Origin of the sequence: Streptomyces sp. NBC_01363 (genome assembly GCF_026340595.1) — a bacterium.
Taxonomy (GTDB): Bacteria; Actinomycetota; Actinomycetes; order Streptomycetales; family Streptomycetaceae; genus Streptomyces.
This window is the reverse complement of sequence record NZ_JAPEPF010000001.1, coordinates 1,728,350-1,749,679: the sequence shown is the minus strand read 5'-3', so window position 1 is coordinate 1,749,679 and position 21,330 is coordinate 1,728,350. Positions and strand designations below refer to the sequence as shown.

At 70.0% G+C, this 21,330-nt stretch carries 20 protein-coding genes and 2 pseudogenes; 9 read left to right on the top strand and 13 right to left on the bottom strand.

The features are described 5' to 3' along the window. Positions 1–45: 45 nt before the first annotated feature. From OG611_RS08240 to OG611_RS08225, 4 genes are all read left to right on the top strand, one after another. Complete coding sequence (locus OG611_RS08240) at positions 46–669, top strand: Uma2 family endonuclease (protein ID WP_266417003.1); 624 nt, start codon at positions 46–48, stop codon at positions 667–669. A 73-nt stretch (positions 670–742) separates the two neighbouring features. Beyond that, on the top strand, positions 743–1,426 hold the full coding sequence (locus OG611_RS08235) for a hypothetical protein (protein ID WP_266417000.1): 684 nt from the start codon (positions 743–745) through the stop codon (positions 1,424–1,426). Positions 1,427–1,487: 61 nt separating this feature from the next. Continuing rightward, a complete protein-coding gene (locus OG611_RS08230; protein WP_266416997.1) occupies positions 1,488–2,786 on the top strand; it encodes a M18 family aminopeptidase in 1,299 nt (432 codons plus the stop codon). 183 nt (positions 2,787–2,969) lie between these two features. After that, positions 2,970–5,927 carry a BTAD domain-containing putative transcriptional regulator gene (locus tag OG611_RS08225; protein ID WP_266416995.1) on the top strand — a complete coding sequence of 986 codons (2,958 nt, stop codon included), beginning with the start codon at positions 2,970–2,972 and terminating at the stop codon, positions 5,925–5,927. 48 nt (positions 5,928–5,975) lie between these two features. Here the strand turns inward: OG611_RS08225 and OG611_RS08220 are convergent, their stop codons facing one another. The 3 genes and pseudogenes from OG611_RS08220 to OG611_RS40880 form a co-directional block, all read right to left on the bottom strand. After that, positions 5,976–7,838, bottom strand: a complete 1,863-nt coding sequence (locus tag OG611_RS08220) for an NHL domain-containing thioredoxin family protein (RefSeq protein ID WP_266416993.1) — start codon at positions 7,836–7,838, stop codon at positions 5,976–5,978. Positions 7,839–8,075: 237 nt separating this feature from the next. Next, complete coding sequence (locus OG611_RS08215) at positions 8,076–9,458, bottom strand: recombinase family protein (protein ID WP_266416990.1); 1,383 nt, start codon at positions 9,456–9,458, stop codon at positions 8,076–8,078. Positions 9,459–9,462: 4 nt separating this feature from the next. After that, positions 9,463–9,630 (bottom strand): annotated as a pseudogene (locus OG611_RS40880) (recombinase family protein); the annotation flags it as partial. A 32-nt stretch (positions 9,631–9,662) separates the two neighbouring features. Here OG611_RS40880 and OG611_RS08210 point away from each other — a divergent pair. After that, positions 9,663–10,154 carry an LURP-one-related/scramblase family protein gene (locus tag OG611_RS08210; RefSeq protein ID WP_266416988.1) on the top strand — a complete coding sequence of 164 codons (492 nt, stop codon included), beginning with the start codon at positions 9,663–9,665 and terminating at the stop codon, positions 10,152–10,154. Positions 10,155–10,186: 32 nt separating this feature from the next. On the opposite strand, the gene OG611_RS08205 is transcribed toward OG611_RS08210, so the two are convergent. Next, on the bottom strand, positions 10,187–10,984 hold the full coding sequence (locus OG611_RS08205; protein ID WP_266416986.1) for a carbon-nitrogen family hydrolase: 798 nt from the start codon (positions 10,982–10,984) through the stop codon (positions 10,187–10,189). Between the two features lie 170 nt (positions 10,985–11,154). Between OG611_RS08205 and OG611_RS08200 the strand changes: the two genes are divergently transcribed. Then, on the top strand, positions 11,155–11,979 hold the full coding sequence (locus OG611_RS08200) for a maleylpyruvate isomerase family mycothiol-dependent enzyme (RefSeq protein ID WP_266416983.1): 825 nt from the start codon (positions 11,155–11,157) through the stop codon (positions 11,977–11,979). A gap of 81 nt (positions 11,980–12,060) precedes the next feature. On the opposite strand, the gene OG611_RS08195 is transcribed toward OG611_RS08200, so the two are convergent. Both OG611_RS08195 and OG611_RS08190 read right to left on the bottom strand, forming a co-directional pair. After that, positions 12,061–13,371 carry a nitrate/nitrite transporter gene (locus tag OG611_RS08195; RefSeq protein ID WP_266416982.1) on the bottom strand — a complete coding sequence of 437 codons (1,311 nt, stop codon included), beginning with the start codon at positions 13,369–13,371 and terminating at the stop codon, positions 12,061–12,063. Beyond that, complete coding sequence (locus tag OG611_RS08190) at positions 13,368–14,063, bottom strand: GntR family transcriptional regulator (protein WP_266416981.1); 696 nt, start codon at positions 14,061–14,063, stop codon at positions 13,368–13,370. The genes OG611_RS08195 and OG611_RS08190 overlap by 4 nt, the downstream gene beginning before the upstream one ends. Before the next feature lie 213 nt (positions 14,064–14,276). Here OG611_RS08190 and OG611_RS08185 point away from each other — a divergent pair, with 213 nt between their 5' ends. Beyond that, positions 14,277–15,176, top strand: a complete 900-nt coding sequence (locus OG611_RS08185; protein ID WP_266416980.1) for a D-alanyl-D-alanine carboxypeptidase family protein — start codon at positions 14,277–14,279, stop codon at positions 15,174–15,176. A gap of 71 nt (positions 15,177–15,247) precedes the next feature. Here OG611_RS08185 and OG611_RS08180 read toward each other — a convergent pair whose 3' ends face one another. Next, on the bottom strand, positions 15,248–15,682 hold the full coding sequence (locus tag OG611_RS08180) for a VOC family protein (RefSeq protein ID WP_266416978.1): 435 nt from the start codon (positions 15,680–15,682) through the stop codon (positions 15,248–15,250). A 139-nt stretch (positions 15,683–15,821) separates the two neighbouring features. Here OG611_RS08180 and OG611_RS08175 point away from each other — a divergent pair, with 139 nt between their 5' ends. Further along, positions 15,822–16,067 carry a hypothetical protein gene (locus tag OG611_RS08175; RefSeq protein WP_266416977.1) on the top strand — a complete coding sequence of 82 codons (246 nt, stop codon included), beginning with the start codon at positions 15,822–15,824 and terminating at the stop codon, positions 16,065–16,067. A gap of 72 nt (positions 16,068–16,139) precedes the next feature. On the opposite strand, the pseudogene OG611_RS08170 reads toward OG611_RS08175, so the two are convergent. The 5 genes and pseudogenes from OG611_RS08170 to OG611_RS08150 all read right to left on the bottom strand — a co-directional run. Continuing rightward, positions 16,140–16,529: pseudogene (locus OG611_RS08170) on the bottom strand (helix-turn-helix domain-containing protein); the annotation flags it as partial. Positions 16,530–16,551: 22 nt separating this feature from the next. Further along, a complete protein-coding gene (locus OG611_RS08165; protein ID WP_266416975.1) occupies positions 16,552–17,307 on the bottom strand; it encodes a DUF6879 family protein in 756 nt (251 codons plus the stop codon). Between the two features lie 195 nt (positions 17,308–17,502). Further along, positions 17,503–17,958 carry a GNAT family N-acetyltransferase gene (locus OG611_RS08160; protein WP_266416972.1) on the bottom strand — a complete coding sequence of 152 codons (456 nt, stop codon included), beginning with the start codon at positions 17,956–17,958 and terminating at the stop codon, positions 17,503–17,505. A 157-nt stretch (positions 17,959–18,115) separates the two neighbouring features. Continuing rightward, on the bottom strand, positions 18,116–18,301 hold the full coding sequence (locus OG611_RS08155; RefSeq protein ID WP_266416970.1) for a DUF397 domain-containing protein: 186 nt from the start codon (positions 18,299–18,301) through the stop codon (positions 18,116–18,118). Continuing rightward, positions 18,298–19,185: a DUF5753 domain-containing protein gene (locus OG611_RS08150; RefSeq protein ID WP_266416968.1), complete on the bottom strand. Its 888-nt coding sequence runs from the start codon at positions 19,183–19,185 to the stop codon at positions 18,298–18,300. The genes OG611_RS08155 and OG611_RS08150 overlap by 4 nt, the downstream gene beginning before the upstream one ends. A 242-nt stretch (positions 19,186–19,427) precedes the next feature. Here OG611_RS08150 and OG611_RS08145 point away from each other — a divergent pair, with 242 nt between their 5' ends. Beyond that, positions 19,428–19,916 carry an ATP-binding protein gene (locus tag OG611_RS08145; protein WP_266416965.1) on the top strand — a complete coding sequence of 163 codons (489 nt, stop codon included), beginning with the start codon at positions 19,428–19,430 and terminating at the stop codon, positions 19,914–19,916. Here OG611_RS08145 and OG611_RS08140 read toward each other — a convergent pair. Further along, complete coding sequence (locus OG611_RS08140) at positions 19,903–21,321, bottom strand: dihydrolipoamide acetyltransferase family protein (RefSeq protein WP_266416962.1); 1,419 nt, start codon at positions 21,319–21,321, stop codon at positions 19,903–19,905. The two genes, OG611_RS08145 and OG611_RS08140, sit on opposite strands and share 14 nt — an antisense overlap. Positions 21,322–21,330 lie beyond the last annotated feature (9 nt).

Genomic DNA, 21,330 nt, shown 5'->3' with positions numbered 1-21,330 from the left:
TCGTATCAGCTGGGTACGCTGGCTGCAGGGCTCAGAATCCCGTCCATGGGAGGAACCATGACCGCCGAGGCACTGCCCGACTCGCTGCACCGTCAGCCGGGCGGCTCCAGGTGGCCGGTCCCGCCGCCGGACGGCTACACCGTGGACGACCTGTTCGCACTTCACGACCTCCCGCCGCACACAGAGCTGATCGACGGGAGTCTGGTTTTCGTGAGTCCGCGGCGGAAGTTCCACACGCTGGCGATGTATTTGCTGGAGCAGGGGCTGCGCGGCCACGTCCCGGAAGATCTGCGGGTCCGCCGCGAAATGGCCGTCGTCCTCGACAAGCGCAACGCACCGGAACCCGACCTCGTCGTGGTGACGGCCGAAGCGGACGGGGACCAGCGCCAGACCCGCTACCAGGCCGCCGATGTCCTGCTCGCCGTCGAGGTCGTCTCGCCCGATTCCGAGTCGCGGGACCGCGACACCAAGCCGCACAAGTACGCCGGGGCCGGCATCCAGAACTTCTGGCTCGTCGAGATGTCCGCGAGCGGCCGGCCCGTGGTCTGGACGTACGCGCTGGACCCGGTCAACAAGAAGTACGTCTCCACCGGCGTCCACGACGACCGGTTGAAGCTCTCCGTCCCGTACGACATCGACATCGACCTGACCGCCATCGACCGGCTGTAGACCTGGTCCCGACCGACGGCACCGATCCTCTCTAAGATCGGACGTCCGGTAGCCGGAGGGGGCGGGTTCACTCATGGGGGCCAAGGGTTTCGTGGGTACGCGAGCGGGGCGGGGGCGGCTCCTGGCGGCCGGGGCGGCGGTGCTGCTGCTCGCGGGCTGCGGGGGCGGGGGCGGTGACGACGCCAAGGCGGCGGCGCTCGGCAAGGGGCAGGTCGCCTCGGTGCTGCCGGACGCGAAAGCCGTACCGGGCTGGCGGATGTCCATGAAGCCGGCGGCCCTGAAGCCGGTCCCCGAGTACCCGCCGCCGGTCTGCGTGTCCAGGACGAAGGAGCAGCGGGAGACGGCCTGCCGCACGGCCACGTCCTGGGGTTCGTCCGCCTTCGCGCGCAAGGCGGACGCGACCACCCTGAATTTCTGGGTCCTCGCCTACAAGGACGGGAAGGCCGCGGACGCCGCGTACGACGTCCTGATCAAGTGGTACGGCGGGGACCGGGTCGGCCAGGACGCCGAGAAGGTGGACCTCGGCAGTCCGGGCGCCGAGCGCGAGGCCGACCGCGCCGCGGTCGGCACCATGGGCGGACCGGGCACGATCGCGCAGATCCGGGTCGGGACGACCGTCCTGGGCATCAGCACCGGAACCCAGGGCAAATCGGCCGTCCCCGACAAGGAGGTCAAGGCGTTCGCGGCCATGTTCGCCGAGCGCGCGCAGCAGGCCCAGAACGGCGAGAAGCCCTCGGCGGCCCTCCCGGGACATTGAGCGGACGCCCTCGTGCGACGGTGGTGAAGCCGCCCGGTCCGGTCTCGTTACAGTGAGGAACATGAGTTCCTCCCTCCGCTTCGACCGCGGTCACACCGACGATCTGATGGCCTTCCTGATGGCCTCCCCCTCCCCGTACCACGCCGTGGCGACCGCGGCCGCCCGGCTGGAGAAGGCCGGGTTCCGGCAGGTCGAGGAGACCGCGGCCTGGGACGGGACCAGCGGGGGCAAGTACGTCCTGCGCGGCGGTGCGATCGTGGCCTGGTACGTGCCGGAGGGCGCCGAGGCGCACACCCCGTTCCGGATCGTCGGGGCGCACACGGACTCGCCGAACCTGCGGGTCAAGCCGCTGCCCGACACCGGGGCGCACGGCTGGCGGCAGGTCGCCGTGGAGGTCTACGGCGGGACGCTGCTCAACACCTGGCTCGACCGGGACCTCGGCCTGGCCGGCCGGATCTCGCTGCGCGACGGCACGCACCGGCTGGTGAACATCGACCGGCCGCTGCTGCGCGTACCGCAGCTGGCCGTGCACCTGGACCGGTCGGCCAACCCCGACGGGCTGAAGCTCGACCGGCAGAAGCACATGCAGCCGATCTGGGGGCTCGGGGACGTCGAGGAGGGCGACCTGATCCGGTTCGTCGCCGAGGAGGCCGGCGTCGACGCCGAGGACGTGACCGGCTGGGACCTGATGCCGCACGCCGTCGAGCCGCCCGCCTACCTGGGCCGGGACCGCGAACTGCTGGCCGGTCCCAGGATGGACAACCTGCTCTCCGTGCACGCGGCGACCGCCGCACTCGGCGCCGTCGCCGGGCAGCCGGACGAGGAGCTTCCGTACATCCCGGTCATGGCCGCCTTCGACCACGAGGAGAACGGCTCGCAGTCCGACACCGGCGCCGACGGGCCGCTGCTCGGCACCGTCCTGGAGCGTTCCGTCTTCGCGCGCGGCGGGACGTACGAGGACCGCGCCCGTGCCTTCGCCGGGACCGTCTGTCTCTCCTCCGACACCGGTCACGCGATCCACCCCAACTACGCCGAGCGCCACGACCCGACCCACCACCCGGTGGCCAACGGCGGACCGATCCTCAAGGTCAACGTCAATATGCGGTACGCGACCGACGGCAGCGGCCGGGCCGTGTTCGCGGCGGCGTGCCGGAAGGCGGACGTGCCGTGGCAGTCGTTCGTCTCCAACAACTCGATGCCGTGCGGCACCACGATCGGCCCGATCACCGCTGCCCGGCACGGGATCCAGACCGTGGACATCGGCGTCGCGATCCTGTCGATGCACAGCGCCCGCGAGCTGTGCGGGGCGGACGACCCGTATCTGCTGGCCAACGCGCTGACGGCGTTCCTGGCGGGCTGAGCCACCCGCCGCGAGGCCATCGACGGGCCGGTGCGCGAGGCGCGCCGGCCCGGCCGACGACGCCGTTCCGCTCGCACCCCGCCGATCGGGCACGACCCGTCGCCGACTCCCCGGCACCCCCGATATCCTGGGACTTTCCCGTGCCCGGCCCCGGGCGCATCCCGCCCGGAAGGGAAGCTGCTCGTGGAGTTCCGGCTGCTCGGCACCGTCTCCGTCGACACGTTCACCGGGCCGCTGCCGCTCGGCCCCGCCAAACGCCGCAGTCTGCTCGCCGCGCTGTTGCTGTCCGCCAACACCCCCGTCTCCATCACCAGGCTGACGGACTCCCTGTGGGACGACACACCGCCGCTGCACGCCCGCAGCGTCATCCAGGGGCATGTGTCCCGGCTGCGCGCCCTGCTGGTGGGTGCGGACGCGGAGGCGTACGGGGTGGAGCTGGTCACGCTCGGCGACGCGTATGTGCTGCGGCTGCCGGAGACCCTGCTGGACTCGCAGCGCTTCGAGGAGCTGCTGACGCTGGCGCGGGGGCAGCGCAGCCCCGCCGACGCGGTACTGATGCTCAAGGAGGCCCTGTCCCTGTGGCAGGGCCCGGCGCTCAGCGGCGCGTTCGCCGGACGGCCGCTCCAGGCGGCCGCGCACTCGCTGGAGGAGTCGCGGCTGGCGACGGTCGAGCAACTGGCGCGCGCCTACGCCGCGCTGGGGGAGCACAACCGGGCGGCGGCGGTACTGCGGTCGGAGGCCGTCGCGCATCCGATGCGGGAGTCGCTGGCGGCGGCCCTGATGACGGCCCTGTACCGGGCGGGACGTCAGTCGGAGGCACTGGACTGGTTCCACCGCACGAGGCGGCTGCTCGCCGACGAGCTGGGGATCGATCCCGGACACGAACTCGCCGACGCGTACGCGCTGATCCTGCGCGGCGACCCCGGGCCGGACGCCGGACGGGAGGGCGGACGGAACGCGCCCGGCGGTCCGGGGACGACAGCCCGCGGCCCGGTCCGGTCGGGCGGCGGTGACAGCGGCGGCTCCGGGAACGGGGCCGTGCCCGCGGCCCGCCCGGCGGCGGACCGACGGGCCGGAACGGACGGTGGGACCGCGGCGGCACCGGCCGACCGCCCGGACGAGCGGCCCGGCGGTACTGGCGGCGATACGGGCGGCGGTACTGGCGGCGCCCCCAGTCCCGCGCCGCGCCGCCCCCTCCCCGTGCCGTCCCTCGCCGGCGAGCCGCACCCCACCGATCTGCTGCCCCGCGCGCCCCGCGGCTTCCAGGGGCGGACCGCCGAACTGGCCGCCCTCACCCGGGCCGCGGCGGGCGAGGCACCCGTCTGCCTGGTCACCGGACCGGCCGGGGTGGGCAAAACCGCGCTGGCCCTGCAGTGGGCGCACCGCAACCCGGCCGCCTTCCCGGACGGACGGCTCTTCGCCGATCTGCGCGGGTTCAGCGACACCGGTGAGCCCGCACTCGTCGAAGTCCTGCGCGAGTTCCTGCTGGCGCTCGGCGTCGCGCCCCGCCGCGTCCCGGAGTCCGTCGCGGCCGCGGCCGCGCTCTTCCGGTCACTGACCGACCGGCGCCGTCTGCTCGTCGTACTCGACAACGCCCGCCACTCCGCCACCGTCCGGCCGCTGCTGCCGGGCGGCACCGACTGCGTCACGCTGGTCACCAGCAGGCACCGGCTGGAAGGCCTCATCGCCTCGGACGCGGCCCGTCCCGTACCGCTCGACGTGCTCGAACCGCCGGACGGCACGGCCCTGCTGGCCGGTGTGCTCGGTGAGGACCGGGTGCTCGCCGAACCGGTCGCGGCCCGTCGGCTCGCCGAACTCTGCGGAGGGCTGCCACTCGCCCTCCGGGTCACCGCGGCCCGGCTGGCCGGGCGCCCGACCCGGACGCTGGCCGGTCTCGCGGACGAACTGGCCGACGAGCGCAGCCGGCTGACCTACCTCGACGTGGACGACACCGGTGTCTCGGCCGCGCTGCGGCTGACCGTGCAGCAGCTGCCGCAGGACGCCGTCCACCAGCTCGCCCGGCTCGGCCACCACCCCGGCAGCCACTTCGACCCGTACACGGCCGCCGCGCTCGCCGGCACCGACCCGGTCGTCGCCACGGCGGCGCTGGAACGGCTCGCCGCCGCCCATCTCGTCACCGAGACGGCGCCGGGGCGCTGGGTGCTGCACGATCTGGTGCGCCTCTACGCCCGCGGCATGGACCCCGCGGGCGGGTCCGAGGCGCTCATCGGTGTCCTCGACCACTACATCGCCACCGCGCTCGCCGCCGCCGACACGGCCGAGCCGGGCGGCGAGCCCTGCTTCGTCCTGCCGGAGGACTACCACCGCCCGGTCGCCGTACGGGACTTCGTCGACCGGGCGGCGGCGATGCACTGGCTGGCGGCCGAACGCGACGATCTGGCACTGGCCGCCGACGCGGCCCGGACCGCCGGATTCCACGACCGGGCGTGGCGGATCATCCTGCTCCAGTGGCCGCAGGTGGTGTGGCGGGTGCGGGACAACTGGTCCCCGCTGCTGGAACTGGCGCTGGACTCCGCCCGCGCCCACGACGACGCGTACGCCGAGTCGAGGGTGCTCAACCTGCTGGGCTGGGTGCTGACCGAGGAGGGCAGGGCCACCGAGGCCGTCACCCTGCTGGAACGCTCGCCCGTTCTGGCCCGGCGGGCCGGCGACCGGCTCGGCGAGGCGACCGCACTGATCAACCTCGCCGTCGTCCAGGCCGATCAGGGAGAGCTCGACACGGCTCTGGAGGGCTGCGGGCGGGCTGTCGACCTGGCCCGTGAGGAACGGGACGCGCACACCGAGATGCTGGCGCTCCAGCACCTCGCCCGGATGCAGCTCACCGCGAACCGGCCGCACGAAGCCCTCGAATCCGTCCGGACGGCGCTCGACCTGGGGCCCGAGCACGAGGAGGTCGCCCGCCGGGTGCTGCTGCTGACCATCAGCGGCGAGGCCCGTCTGGCGCTCGGCGAGGAGAACGACGGGATCCGGCTGCTGGACCGGGCGGCCGGGGAGGCGGAGTCCGCCGGATACGACACCGGCGCGGTACGGGCCCTCCAGGCGCTGCTGCGGGTGACGGCCGAGCCGGAGTACCGCAAGCGGTACGAGGAGGCGGTCCGACGGCTCACCGACAACGGGTGAGCCCCCTCCCGGACGCGATCAGGAAAGCGCCCGGGAGACTGCGGGAGGTCAGGCCTGCTCGTCCATTCCGGCCAGCACCAGCGGCAGCCGGGGCGTGCCCTGTGCGCTCACGCGGACGGGGACGCCCCAGTCCTGCTGGTGGACATGGCAGGCCGGGTACTCGTTCGAGGGGTCGTCGTCGCAGGACGCCGCCATGGCCGACACGTGCAGGACGCCCTCGGCGACGCCCTCGGCGACGCCCTCGGCGAGGACCAGGTCGCGGAAGAGGTCGGTACCGGGGCCCGCGCCCTCGGCCAGCAGCTCCGGCGGGGTCGCCGAGACCAGCAGCCGGGTCGAGGGGCCGTACCGGGTGTCCAGCTTCTGCCCGGCGGGCGCCTGGAAGACCACATCGAGCCGGAGCGTGCCCGGGGCGATCTCGGTGGCCGCGCGCCGGGTGCGGTGGGCGCGGTCGGCGACGCGTACGGCCTCCTCGGGGAGCCGCAGCCGGGTCAGCCGGTGCCGGGCGGACTCGACGACCACGAGATCGCCGTCGACCAGCACGGCGTCGCTCGGCTCGCGCAGATCCGTGGCCAGGGTGGTGACCTCACCGCTCCCGGGGTCGTAGCGCCGCAGCGCGTGGTTGTACGTGTCGCAGACGGCGACGGACCCGTCGGGCAGCGCGGTCACCCCCAGCGGGTGCTGGAACAGGGCCTGCCCGGCGGCGCCGTCGCGGTGTCCGAAGTCGAAGAGTCCGGTGCCGACGGCCGTACGGACGGCGAAGCCGGATCCGTCGCGCTCGACGTACCGCAGGGCGGACGTCTCCGAGTCGGCGACCCAGAGCCGCTCCCCGTCGGCGGACGTGGCGAGCCCGGACGGCTGGGCGAACCACGCCTCGGCGGCCTCCCCGTCGACCAGGCCCTCGTTGGTGGTACCCGCGGCGACCTGGACGGTCTCCGTCGCGGGGTCGTACGTCCACAGCTGGTGCACGCCCGCCATGGCGATCCACAGCCGGTCCGCGAACCAGGCGACGTCCCAGGGGGAGGAGAGGTCGACCCCGCGGGCCGGCCCGGACGGCGGCGAGCCCTGCCACCACTGGCGACCGGTGCCGGCGAGCGTCGTCGTCACCCCGGTGCCGAGGTCGAGGGCGCGGATGGCGTGATTGACCGTGTCGGCGACCGCGATCCGGCCGTCGGGAAGCACGGCGAGGCCCTGCGGCTCGGAGAACCGGGCCTCGTCGGGGGCGCCGTCGGCGAACCCCCTGTCCCCTGATCCGATGTGACGGCGAACCGTTTCACTGTCACGTTCGATCTCGACCAGGCGGTGACGGGTGGTGTCGGAGACGAGGAAGCCGCCGTCGGGCAGGAGCAGCGCCTTGCCGGGGAAGCGCAGATGCGTGGCGACCGGTTCGGGTGCGACATAGGGGCCGTCGCCGCGGCGCAGCGTGCCCTTCGCCGCGTGCTCGGCCTCCAGCTCCTCGACCAGCTTCTCGATGGCGTGCGCATGGCCCTCGCCGGCGTGCTGGGCGACGACATAGCCCTCGGGGTCGATGACGACGAGCGTGGGCCAGGCCCGTACGGCGTACTGCTTCCAGGTCGCCAGTTCCGGATCGTCGAGGACCGGGTGGTGGACCTCGTACCGCTCGACGGCGTCGACGACGGCCTGGTGCTCGGCCTCGTGGACGAACTTCGGCGAGTGCACCCCGATGATCACCAAGGTGTCGCGATGCTTCTCCTCCAGCTCGCGCAGCTCATCGAGGACATGCAGGCAGTTCACGCAGCAGAAGGTCCAGAAATCTAGAACGGCACACTTGCCTCGTAGATCCGCGAGCGTCAGATCCTTCCCACCAGTGTTGAGCCAGCCGCCCTTCCCGACCAGCTCGGGGGCACGGACGCGGGCTCGGCGCGGAGCGGGGGTGGGAGTCGCATCGTTCATGGTTCAAGAGTGCCACCACAGAGGAAACGCACGTTCATGGGTGACACCAGCAAGGCGGAAGCCTCAGCGGCATCGCAGGCATCGTTTCTGAGGACAAGACAGAGCGCCCCGCCCGTGCGCTGGAGGGGCCGACGAGTGGTCGGGAAGGCGTGCAGGAGCTGCGCACGCTCTCAAGGCAGGCGAACGGCCCGTCACCAAGATTCTCAGCGACGAGCCGCGAAAGGCTCCAAGCCGGGGCTACAGGACTTCCGCCTCCGTCAGGCCGGCCCAGCGGATCCGGATACGCTGCTCCGGAATGAGCCGAGCCCCACGCTTGCCCTTGCTGACTTCCACGCGATCGATGGCGAGCGACAGACGATCGCGGCGGTCATCGACTGTGAAGTCACCCCACGCCTCACGGAGCTGGACAGCATCAAGCATCGGCCTTACGTCCATCGACGGCATCGGCAGCTTGCCAAGATCATCACGCAAGCCGTCGATGCGGCCACGCAGCCGCTCGGTCAGCCGGTTGTAGCGGTCAATCGCCGCAGGACCGGTGAACTCGCCGCGCACGTAGCGTGCGTCTTCGAGGTCCGCCAACCGGGCCTCTTCGTCTTGGACTTCGACTGCGATGGCGTCACGCTTCGCGAACGTCTCCGGATCGACACGATGAACCCAGCGATCCGCAATCGCGATCAGGAGAGGGTCGTCAAGGTCGAGTGCTGGGACCTTGGTCAGAAACCTTTCGGTCACGTAGACGTCGACCGCATCGGCCAGCGCGGACGCTCCGATGCACTGATTGCCCGAGCGGTGCGACCAGCACTGGTAGCTGTTGCCCACACGGTGCATACGGCTGCCACACCCCGGTACGCCGCAGAACACCAGCCCCGTGAGCAGCGCCGTGCCCTGTGACTTCGGACGGCGTTTGCCCGCATGCACGAAGGTGCGTGACTCGAATTGGCGGATGATGCGATCCCGTTCGCCAACCGTGATGATCCCCTCGCCGATCTCCACCGTGTCGAGCGTCTCGGGATCCTGGTACGGGAAGACCCGTCCCGTGTACTTCTTCTCCCCGTCGTCCGTCTCAACGGTTTCTGTCTCCGGCATGAGACCAGCGAGCGCAGGTGACCGCAGGAGCTGCATGATGCTCGCTGCATTCCACTGCCCGCCGCGCGGTGAGGGGATGTCGTACTCGTTGAGCAACCGCGCGATCTTCACAAGGGACACGCCTGCCAGCGCCTCATCCGCGATCAGGCGGGCGTACACGGCGTCCTCGGGGTCATGGACGAGCTTCTTCGTCTTCGGGTCCACCTTGAGCCCGTAAGGCGGCTGTCCCCCGATCCACTGCCCCTTGCTGCGCAGGTACCTTTTCGCGTGGCCCACGCGCGTACCGAGGTTCTTGGACTCCGACCGTGCCAGCTCCGCGAGCATGGCGACGATCATCCGGGCCGAGTCGTTCGATGTGTCGAGACCGTCGATGACGGATACGAAACGGCCGCCCGCCTTTTCGATGTCGTCGAGCACCTTGCCCACCTGGCCGATTCCTTTGCGGGACAGGCGATCCAACTTCCAGACGATCAGCGTGCCGACCACTCCGGCGGTGACTGCCGCAAGTGCGGCGTCGAAACCCCTTGCGCTCAACGGCCTTGTAGCCGGAGCGCCCCCTGTCCATGTGGACCTTGCGTACGGTCAGACCGTTACGTTCGGCCCATGCACGGCAGTCGGCTTCCTGCCGTTCGATTGCGGTCTTGCCGTCCCGGTCAAGGGACAGGCGCAGGTACAGATCACAGATTGTGTGGACCGCAATGCACACATTCCGGAGGGTCGTCGGGCACCCTGTGAGCCATGAGATTCCTGGTGCGTGAACGACTCTTCGCCGTCGGTGACGACTACTGGATCGAGGACACGGACGGCCGCAAGGTGTTCCTCGTCGACGGCAAGGCCATGCGAGTGCGGGACACCTTCGAGCTGAAGGACGCACAGGGCCGGATCCTGGTCGAGATCCGGCAGAAGCTGCTCAGCCTGCGCGACACCATGCTCATCGAGCGCGACGGCGAACAGCTCGCCAGGATCAAGCGCAAGCGGCTGTCGCTGCTGCGCAACCACTACCGGGTCACGCTGGTCGACGGCACCGAGCTCGACGTCAGCGGCAAGATCCTGGACCGCGAGTTCGCCATCGACTACGACGGGGAACTGCTGGCCCAGATCTCCCGGCGCCGGCTGACCGTCCGGGACACCTACGGCATCGATGTCGTACGGGAGGACGCCGACACGGCACTGCTCATCGCCGTATCGGTCTGCGTCATCGTGCTCGCGGACAAGGAGCGCGAGGACTGATCCGCCCCGGTTTCACGTGAAACGAAGCGGTCCTACCGGAGCCTGGGCGGGGCCAGTCCCAGGCGGCGGTCCTTGAGGGCCGGGAACTGCTCACGGGTCGTCGCCACCCTCGCCGGGTCGAACTCCACGCCGAGCACCTCCTCGTCCGCGCCCGCCTCCGCGAGCACCTCGCCCCACGGGTCGACGACGATGCTGTGCCCGGCCTGCTGGACTCCGGCGTGGGTGCCCGCGGTGCCGACGGCCAGGACGTACGACTGGTTCTCGACGGCACGGGCCTGCGCCAGCAGCGTCCAGTGGGCCCGGCGCCGCTCGGGCCAGCCCGCCACGACGATCAGTGTCCCGGCGCCCGCGTCGACCAGGCCGCGGAACATCTCCGGGAAGCGCAGGTCGTAACAGGTGGCGAGGCCGAGCGTGGTCCGTGGCAGGGTGACCGTGACCAGTTCCTCGCCGGCGCCCATCATGACCGCCTCGCCCTTGTCGAAGCCGAAGCGGTGGATCTTGCGGTACGCGGCGGCCCGCTCGCCCTCGGGCGTGAAGACCAGCGAGGTGTTGAAGAGGGTGCCGTCCGGGGCGCGCTCGACGAAGGAGCCCGCATGCAGCCAGACCCCGGCGTCGACCGCGGCCTTCGCCATGATGTCGTGGGTGGGCCCCTGGAGCGGTTCGGCCTCGTCCGCGAAGTCGGCATACGCGAAGGCGCCGACCGGCCAGAGCTCGGGAAGCACCACCAGATCCGCACCGCGCTGGGCCGCGACCAGTGAAGCCGCACGCTGCCTACGGGCGTTGACGGATTCGTCCGGGTCTACTGCGATCTGGATGAGGGAGGCGCGCACACTACCACCGTCCTGGCATTCGAGCCGTCAACACGGGCCTACGATCGTCACACGAAAGCACTGCCGGGGTGCCTGCTCGCAGCGTAACTTAGCGAACGAACCTCCCACGCAGCCCGCCGCCCGCGCCAAGCTCTCCAGCCCATGCACCGCAGAACCGCACGAGGGGTCCCGTGACCGTCCATCCCAGCCTCCAGACCTACGCCGATGCCTGGACCCACTCCATCGAGTCGATAGCCGAGCTGGTGAAGCCACTCGCCGAGGGGGAGTGGAACCGCCGTACGCCATGCCCCGCCTGGTCGGTGCGCGACATCGTCTCGCACGTCATCGGCATGGAGTCCGAGCAGCTCGGCGACCCGCGCCCGATCCACACGCTGCCCCGCGACCTCTACCACGTGCAGAACGACTTCGCCCGGTACATGGAGATGCAGGTCGATGTGCGGCGTCACCACACCGCACCGGAGATGACCTCCGAGCTGGAGTACACGATCATCCGGCGGGCGCGTCAGCTGCGCAACGAGACGCGCGATCCCGAGACCATGGTCCGGGCGCCGCTCGGCGCCGAGCAGACCCTCGAACTGGCGCTGCGGATGCGCGCCTTCGACGTCTGGGTGCATGAGCAGGACCTGCGGGCGACGCTGGGGCAGCCCGGCAATCTGGACTCCCCCGGCGCCACCGTCGTCCGGGACACCCTGCTGCAGGCGCTGCCGAAGGTGGTCGCCAAGGACGCGGGGGCACCGGCCAGTTCGGCGATCGTGCTCGATGTGCACGGGCCGCTGGAGTTCCTGCGCACCGTCAGGGTCGACGCGGAGGGCCGTGGTTCGGTGGACGGTTCGCCGTCGCTCGGGCCCGCGGTGACGCTGGCGATGGACTGGGAGACGTACTTCCTCCTCGCCTGCGGGCGGGTGCGCGCGGGTACGGTCGCCGAGCGGATCAAGGTCGAGGGCGATCAGGACCTGGCGACGGCGATCCTGCAGAACTTCGCCGTGACGCCGTGACGGCGTAGTGCCGTGACGGCGTGATCGGCGGCGCCCGTCGCACGAGGGACGGGCGCGCCGCCGATCCGGCGCGCGGGGCGGTCACACCGGTACGTGCACGGCCTCCACGCGGCTGACCACATGGTGGTCCCGCTCGCGGTGCGTGGCCCTGGAGTGCAGCCGCAGGATCTGTACGACGCCGAGCGCCTCCAGCACGAAGACCGAGGCGAACGCGATCCGGTAGTTGTCGCCGGTCGCGTCCAGCAGCACACCGACGGCGAACAGCGTGGTCATCGAGGCGACGAAGCCGCCCATGTTGACGATGCCCGACGCGGTGCCCTGCCGCTCCGGCGGATTCGCCGGCCGCGCGAAGTCGAATCCGATCATCGAGGCCGGACCGCACGCGCCGAGCACCACGCACAGCACGATCAGCAGCCACATCGGCGCATGGTCGCCCGGACAGAAGATGGCCGACGCCCAGAGCAGCGCCGTCACCGCGACCGTACCGAGGGCCAGCGGGGCGCGGGCCGCGTGGTGGCGGGCGATGATCTGCCCGTAGACCAGCCCGAAAGCCATGTTGGAGAGCACCACCAGGGTGAGCAGCTCCCCGGCGGTGGACCGGCTGAGCCCCTGCGCCTCCACCAGGAACGGCAGCCCCCACAGCAGCAGGAACACCATGGCCGGGAACTGCGTGGTGAAGTGCACCCACATACCGAGCCGGGTGCCGGGCTCCCGCCAGGAAGCGGCGATCTGCTTGCGCACATAGGCGGCACCCGCGTGCTCCGCGGGCGGCGGCTCATGGCCCTCGGGGTGGTCCTTCAGGAACAACAGGAGCAGGACGAGGACGACGACCCCGGCGACGGAGCTGCCGACGAACGTGGTGGTCCAGCCGAACCCGTGCAGGGCCCGTGCGATGAAGAGCGTCGAGACGAGGTTGCCCGCCATCCCGAAGAGCGCCGCGACCTGGCCGATCAGCGGGCCGCGCCGGGCCGGGAACCAGCGGGCGCCGAGCCGCAGCACGCTGATGAACGTCATCGCGTCACCGCAGCCGAGCAGCGCCCTGGACGCCAGCGCCATGCCGTACGAGGGGGAGAGCGCGAAGCCGAGCTGCCCGAGGGTGAACAGGACGGCCCCGAGAGCGAGCACCTTCTTGGTGCCGAGCCGGTCGACCATCAGGCCGACGGGTATCTGCATGCCCGCGTAGACGAGCAGCTGAAGGATGGAGAACGTGGAGAGCGCGGAGGCGTTGACGTGGAACCGGTCGGCGGCGTCCAGCCCGGCGACACCCAGGCTGGTGCGGAAGATGATGGCGACGAAGTAGACGGCGACCCCGATGCCCCAGACCCGGGCGGCACGTCGGCCGCCGGGTGGATCGCCGGGCAGGGACAGGGTGGGAGCGGCGGCAGAACTCACCGGTCCTCACCCCTGACCAGCACCTTGACCCGGCTGACATGGCGCCGCACGACCTGCGCGGCACCGTCCGCGTCACCGGCCCTGATCGCCTCCAGCAGCTCGCCGTGCTCGGTGATGTTGGCGGCGATCCGCCCCGGGTGCGCCTCCATCACGGCGACACCCATCCGCAACTGCCGGTCGCGCAGTTGGTCGTAGAGGCGCGACAGGATGTCGTTGCCCGCGTTGCGCACGATCTCGGCGTGGAAGCAGCGGTCCTTCACCGACACCTCCGCCAGATCCCCGGCCTCGGCCAGCTGCCGCTGCTCCTCCAGGAGTTCTTCGAGCCGGCCGATCAGCTGCGCGGAGGCGGGCACGGCCTTGCGCGCCGCGAACTCCTCGACCAGCAGCCGGGTTTCCACCACATCGGCGATCTCCTGCGCGGAGACGGCGAGGACGAGGGCGCCCTTCTTCGGATACAGCTTGATCAGCCCCTCGACCTCCAGCCGCAGCAGCGCCTCGCGCACCGGCGTGCGGGAGACCCCGACGGCCTCCGCGAGGTCTCCTTCGGTGAGGAGCGTGCCGCCCTCGTAACGGCGGTGCAGGACCGCCTCCTTGATGTGGGCGTACACGCGCTCGGCGGCGGGTGGCTGCTTGATGGGGGACTTCACGACGGGCTTCGCGGCAGGCTTCACGGCAGGGGGTGCGGCAGGCATGCACACAGCATAGATACAAGATGCGTGCATGGCGAAACGGATTCGGGATCCGGACGGACGCTTCACCACCGATCATGGCCGGAATCACCCGTAGCCCCGAATAGCTCCGAAATTGCCCCAGGAATCAGCACATCCATCCCCCGCTCTCATGAGTCTCACCACCGAGCGGCACCCACATGTGGCCGCATTCCAGGGGCATTTGGAGCGTTCAAGTTGAAAATCGGCATTAAGGGCATAAGCCGCGCCACCGCCACTGCCACCGTGGCGCTGACGGCAGGCGCCGTCATCGCGGGCAGCGCGTTCGCCTCCACCGCGCAGGCCGCCACGCTGCCCAACCCCAAGATCACCGCCGCCGGCGGATACGTGATGAACAACGGCACCGCGAAGTCCCTGTTCGCCAAGACCGCGGACACCCGTCGTTCCACCGGCTCCACCACCAAGATCATGACGGCGAAGGTGGTGCTGTCGCAGAAGAACCTGAACCTGGATTCCAAGGTCACGATCCAGAAGGCGTACAGCGACTACATCGTCTCCAAGGGCGCCTCGTCGGCCCGTCTCATCGTGGGCGACAAGGTCACCGTCCGCCAGCTGCTGTACGGCCTGATGCTGCCGTCCGGCTGCGACGCCGCCTACGCGCTGGCCGACAAGTTCGGCTCCGGCTCCACCCGCGCGGCCCGCGTGAAGTCGTTCATCGGCAAGATGAACGCCCAGGCCAAGTCCCTCGGGCTGAAGAACACCCACTTCGACTCGTTCGACGGCATAGGGAACGGCTCGAACTACTCGACGCCGCGCGACCTGACGAAGATCGCCAGCAGCGCGATGAAGAGCTCCACCTTCCGCTCGGTCGTCAAGACCAAGTCGACCAAGCAGAAGGTCACCACGAAGTCCGGCGGCTACCGCTACATGTCGTGGTCCAACACCAACACGATGCTCAGCAGCTACAGCGGCGCCATCGGTGTGAAGACCGGCTCCGGCCCGTCGGCCAAGTACTGCCTGGTCTTCGCCGCGACCCGCAACGGCAAGACGGTCATCGGCACCGTGCTCGGCTCGTCGAGCGCGGCCAACCGCACCGCGGACATGAAGAAGATCATGGACTACTCCTTCAAGAAGTAGCCCGGCCCGGCAACGCACGCAAAGAGGGGGCCCGCGCCATGCGGGCCCCCTCTTTCTGTGCCGGAGGATGCTCAGTCGAGACAGAACTCGTTGCCCTCGATGTCCTGCATGTTGATGCACGACTCGTTGTCCTCGTCGGCATACAGCACCTTCGTGCACACCGCGCCGAGCGCGACCAGCCGATCGCGTTCGGCCTCAAGCACGGCCAGCCGCTCCGCACCCACGAGCCCGGTGCCGGCCCGCACGTCGACGTGCACCCGGTTCTTGGCGACCTTGCCTTCGGGAACGCGCTGGAAGTACATGCGCGGGCCCTCACCCGTGGGATCGGAGCACGCGAACCACGCACCCCGCTCCTCGGGCGGCAGTGAGTCGTTATAGGCGTCCCAGGTGTCGAACCCCTCCGGCGGCGGAGGTGCGACGTACCCCAGCACCTCGCACCAGAAACGAGCGACGCGCTCGGGATCCGCGCAGTCGAAAGTGATCTGGATCTTCCTTACCGATGCCATTCGGCCACCCTAACAGCGGGCCTTCGCCAGCCAGTTCCCATTTTTTGGGCCCGAAATTCCGAGCGCCCTTCTAGACACTGACGGCACCTCGACGCTCTACCAAGGGAGCAAGCGGTGTCGTCGTCGACAAGGAGGAGCCGTGAGCGGTATGGGCGGCCAAGGGTGGTGGTTGGTCTTCACGATGGTGCCCATCGCGGGAGCGGTCGCGTACTGGCTGCGAGAACGTGTCCGGTGGGCAGGCATCGTCGCCGTGCTCATGAAGAGCCCACATGGCGCCGAGATTCGCTTCAAGGTTCGTGACGGGCAGGGGAGGGCTACAACCGAGTGGGAGATCAAGCTTCCTCCGACGACGACCGTCAGGGGCCGCGATGAGAGGGGACACTGACGGACCGCCGCCCGAAGCCGACAAGAAGGAAGAAGCCTGCGAGAGACAGATCGAGGCCTTGTACGCGGCCTAGTCGGCCGTCTGCAACATGCCGGGCACGACGGCCTCCTCCCAGACATGGATGGTCCGGGACCGTCCGACCTCCAGGTTCCAGCCGTCCTGCACGGGCCGGTGCCCGGCAGCCAGCTGACGCCGCCAGGACCGGATCTGGGACTCGAACCCCTTGAGCCGGGCGTCCAGTTCGTCGAACACGTCTGGTCGGCCGACTCCTTCGGCCCAGGCCCGCAGGTCACTGCCGGTTGCGGTCTGCCTGCCGTTCTCCAGCTTGTACACCTTGGAGTGCGGCCAGCCGAGCCGCTGCGCAAGCTCCGTTCCGGTGAGCCGACCTCCCGGTACTGACAGCCTGAGCTCTCTCAGGCGCAGCCCGAGCGCCTCCCTGGCCTGCTGAAAGTCTGTGCTCACCGGTTCCGCTCGTCAGTGCGTATCAGGCAACGCCAGCACCAAGCCGTGCGGCGAACTCGGTATGGGGCGACGCCCCGTGCATCGCAGCATCGCGGACCTGGCAGTACCGCAAGACTTCGGCAGGCTCCGTGATGACCTCCACATCATGGAAGACGTCCGCGTCGTCGAAGCGCAGCACGGCCACCAATCGGCTGTCGAAGATCCAGAAGTCTTCAGCGGGCAGCCGGAGCCGCTCCGCGTCTTCGCGCCACAGATTCCACACGTCCTCGCCCGTGGCCGCGTTGCACGTCGAGTACCCGAGCAGAAACAGCTGCCCTTCGGTCGGCGGGCTGTCGACGACACGCACCCGCCCCACGTACTTTCCGTCAGCCGTCTGTCGGCGGATGTTCACGCACCACTCGCTGTCGAGGTCGCACGACACCGTGCCGGTCGCAAGGAACTCCGCGTACTCGGGATCCCCCCTGTCCGACGCGTAGCCCCGCCGGGTCTCCAGGTGCCAGGCCGAGTGCTCGAAGGTCTCGAAGAGGAGCCCGAACTCCTCCAGGCCGATCAGCACAGGCACGTGGGCTACCTCCTTGGGGCCGTGATGGACGAGAAGTTCACGCGGCACCACGACCGCGGCGTCTCCGGGCCCGAAGTGCTGGAGCTGAGCGACGTCCTCGGGATCGGTGAGCGGCGTTCCTTGGACGCCGATCTCACCGGAATCGAGATCTTCGTGCACAGCGGGGCAGCCGCCGTTCTTGCTGTCGGTGCCGTTGAAGCGGAGTCGTCGTGCCATGGTCGCCTCCCGATGGTGTTCGGCCCTGTTGCCACCAGCATCACCAACTCTTCCGCACCCGCGCCACAAGCATGCCGCCTCGCGCGGGACCACACGAGAACATTGACCGGCACAGCAGAACATTCGAGAACATTGCATCGAGTCCGGTAACTCCCCCTCTCTGCCGTCCTGTTCACGGTCGCACCGCGCACCACCTCAGGTTGCCGCCGCATAACACCGGACGGTCACCTTCTGCTCCGGGCTCCACTGCTGTTCGACCGTGGCCAGCAGCTGCCAGCCGAGCCGCTCGTACAGAGCTGCTGCCGCAGTGTCCGAAGCCAGCACGTCGAGCACCGGATGCAAGCCGCGAACCTGCGCTTCTGCGACAGCCTGCCCCATCAGCAGCGCACCGATCTCGCGGCCGCGCGCCCACGGGGCGACGAACAGTCGGCTGACCACGGCGGTCGCGTCGGTACTCACCTCTGCGCGAGCGCTCCACAGCCCGGGAGCCGCGTCTCCCGCGCCGCTCCGGGACAGGCCGATATGACCGGCCACGCGGCCGTCCAGTTCCGCCACCCATGAGGCGATGAGCGATGGCGGTGTGAGCCATGCGCCCGGGGAGTCGGGCCAGTTCACCGGATAGCCGTCGTGCCCATGGACCTCTGCCAGCACTCGCGCACAGTCACCGAGGTCGCGATCAGTCCGCTTCCGGACACTCGGGGGTACATCTGCGCCGGATACGCTCTCGCTCTTCACTGCGGCATGGAAACACAGCCCGAAGGCCGGTGAACAGCGACCTTCGCGACAGGCGCCGGCCGGCCGGGCCGGGTCAGTCCGACGACCGGACCAGCCCGGCCCGGAAGGCGTCCCAGGCGGCGGGGCCGAGGACGATGACGGGGCCATCGGGCTGCTTGGAGTCGCGGACGGCGACGGTGCGGGGGACGTTGCAAGCCACTTCGACGCACTCGCCGTTCGGCTCGCTGTAGCTGGACTTTCTGAAGCGAAAATCGGTCACTCGTTCATCCCCTTGGCAATGCTCTCCATGGCCCGCAGCGAGTCGTACGGTGACAGGCTCATGGCACAGGTGCGCGCGAACAACTCAGTGTAGGCGGCGCTCTCTTCGGCCCCCTCGACCCAGTTGGTGGACCGCAGTCCGTCCATGTGCACCACATCCAGAGCGCCGGACTCCACGAACGACAGGATGTTGAAGGGCCCGCCGCCGCACGAGTGCACCCCCGCCCTGAACGGAAGCACCTGCACGTCGATATTGGGCATCTCGGCCAGCGAGCGCAGATGCTCAAGCTGTTGCCGCATGACCTGCGGGCCGCCAATCATCTGTCGCAGTGCCGCCTCCCAGATCACCGCGTGAACTCGTAGCGGGTTGTCGCCATGCAGGCGCCGCTGGCGACGTACTCGCACGTCGACCAGACGCTCGACCTCGTCGATCCGGTCGGGCGAGACGGCCGCGACCGAGAGGGCCCTCATGTACTCGGGTGTCTGAAACAAGCCTGGGATCAGAGCGAGTTGCCATGTACGCAGCCTGAGCGCCACATCCTCCATGGCGATGTACTCGCGCAGGCTCCCCTGCGTCAGCGAGGTGACCCACCAGCCCTTTGCCCTCCGCCGTTCCCGGTCCAACTTGGCCAGCCGAAGCAGAGCATCCACCGTGTCCGGTCTGTCAACTCCGTACGCCGCGCACAGCGCCACGACGTCCGGGTCCCGGAACGGAACCCAGCCGTGCTCCATCTTGGCGATCTTGGCCGCCTGAGCGCTGAGTGCCTGCGCGGCCTGCGTCTGGTTCAGTCCGGCGGCTTCTCTGAAGCTCAGCAGCTGACTGCCCAATTGACGTGCAAGGACCGTGGACACACGGTTCCCCATGTCTGCGCGCGGCTTCACCACAGCTCGACACCTCCTGTTGTCGGAAACAGTCTCCAACTGGCGGGCGGCACCTCACAATCACCTTGATGGGGAAAATTATCTCCGAGATGTTGTGTGACGTAGCTCGAATCGCTACGTTCGGCGCACAGCCGCTCGCACAGCGGAGCCGACACCGGCGGAAGTGCACCGCCCTGCCCCGCGCCGGAACCGGCGCCCCGCAGGCGCGGCATCGCCACCGCCTTCTCACCGAGAGGTACGCGACCATGACCTCAGCCCAGGAGAAACCCCCCGCCCCCGTCCTCCGCGAGGACCGGCTCGACTTCACCCCCACCGCCCGCAGCGTCACCTTCTCCCGGCGCCGTACCGCGCGGCTCGTACGGGAGTGGGGGTATCCGGGTCTGGCCGGCGACGCGGCCTTGCTGGTCAGCGAGTTGGCGACCAACGCGTTACTGCACGGCGCCATTCGGGGACGGCTCTTCCGCGTGCACCTCACGCTCAGCGCGACCACGCTCCGTATCGCGGTCAGTGACCCGCGCGGCGAGCGGCTGCCCGGTCTGCGCGAGGCCGGGGACGACGAGTGCTACGGGCGGGGCCTCCTGATCGTCGCGCGGATCGCGGACCGCTGGGGCGTCGAGCCGCGCACCGTCGGGAAGACCGTGTTCGCCGAACTCGCCCTGCGGCAGGGGCCGGACATGCCGATGGGCCCGCGCGAAGTTCGCGCGGGCCCATCTCGTACAGCTACGCCCAGGTGATCAGGCGCTTCGGCTGTTCCAGGATCGCGGCGACGTCCGCCAGGACCTTGGAGCCGAGCTCGCCGTCGACCAGGCGGTGGTCGAACGACAGGGCCAGCGTGGTGACCTGACGGGGCTTCACCTTGCCCTTGTGGACCCACGGCTGGAGCTTGATCGCACCGACCGCGAGGATCGCGGACTCGCCCGGGTTCAGGATCGGGGTGCCCGTGTCGACGCCGAAGACGCCGACGTTGGTGATGGTCACCGTGCCGCCCGCCATGGCCGCCGGGGACGTCTTGCCCTCGCGGGCCGTGGAGACCAGCTCGCCCAGTGACGCGGCCAGTTGCGGGAGCGTCTGCTCGTGCGCGTCCTTGATGTTCGGCACGATCAGTCCGCGCGGGGTCGCGGCAGCGATGCCCAGGTTCACATAGTGCTTCTGGACGATCTCCTGGTTCGCCTCGTCCCAGGCGGCGTTGACGCCCGGGTTCCGCTTGATCGCGACCAGGAGCGCCTTGGCGATGATCAGGAGCGGGTTGACCCGCACCCCCGCCATCTCCTTGTCCTCCTTGAGCTCCGCCACCAGCTTCATCGTGCGCGTCACGTCGACGGTGACGAACTCGGTGACATGCGGAGCCGTGAAGGCGCTGCCGACCATCGCCTGGGCGATGGCCTTCCGTACGCCCTTCACCGGGATACGGGTCTCGCGGGCGCCCGCCGTGGCGACGACGGCCGGAGCCGGGGCCTCGGGAGCGGGGGCGGGCTCCGCGGCGACGGGCGCCGGGGCCTGCGCCGGTACGGGCTTGGCCGCCGCGTGCACGTCCTCGCGGGTGATGATCCCGCCCTCGCCGGTCGGGACGACCGTCGCCAGGTCGATGCCCAGGTCCTTGGCCAGCTTGCGGACCGGCGGCTTGGCCAGCGGCCGGCTCTCCGGGACCGCGGTGGCATGGCCGTTCATCTCGCCCTGGATCGCCGCGGCGGCGGCCGGTACGGAAGCGGCCGTACCCTTGCGGGCCCGCCGCTTGGTCGAGCTCTCGGCGACGCCGTACCCGACCAGGACCGGCTGACGGCCCTTGGGAGCCTCCGGCTCCGACGGCTCCGGTTCGGCAACCGGCGCGGGCACGGCGGCCGGGGCGGGGGCCGCGTCACCGCTGCCCGGTGCCACGTCCACCGCGATGATCACCTGGCCGACGTCGACGGTCGTGCCCTCGGGGAAACGCAGCTCGTGCACCACCCCGTCGAACGGGATCGGCAGCTCCACGGCCGCCTTCGCCGTCTCGACCTCGCACACGACCTGGCCGTCGGTGACGGTGTCGCCGGGCTGGACGTACCACTTGAGGATCTCGGCCTCGGTCAGTCCCTCGCCCACGTCGGGCATCTTGAACTCACGGAAGCGAGCAGCGTTGGAAGTGTCGGTCATCGTTGTCACGTCCCAGTC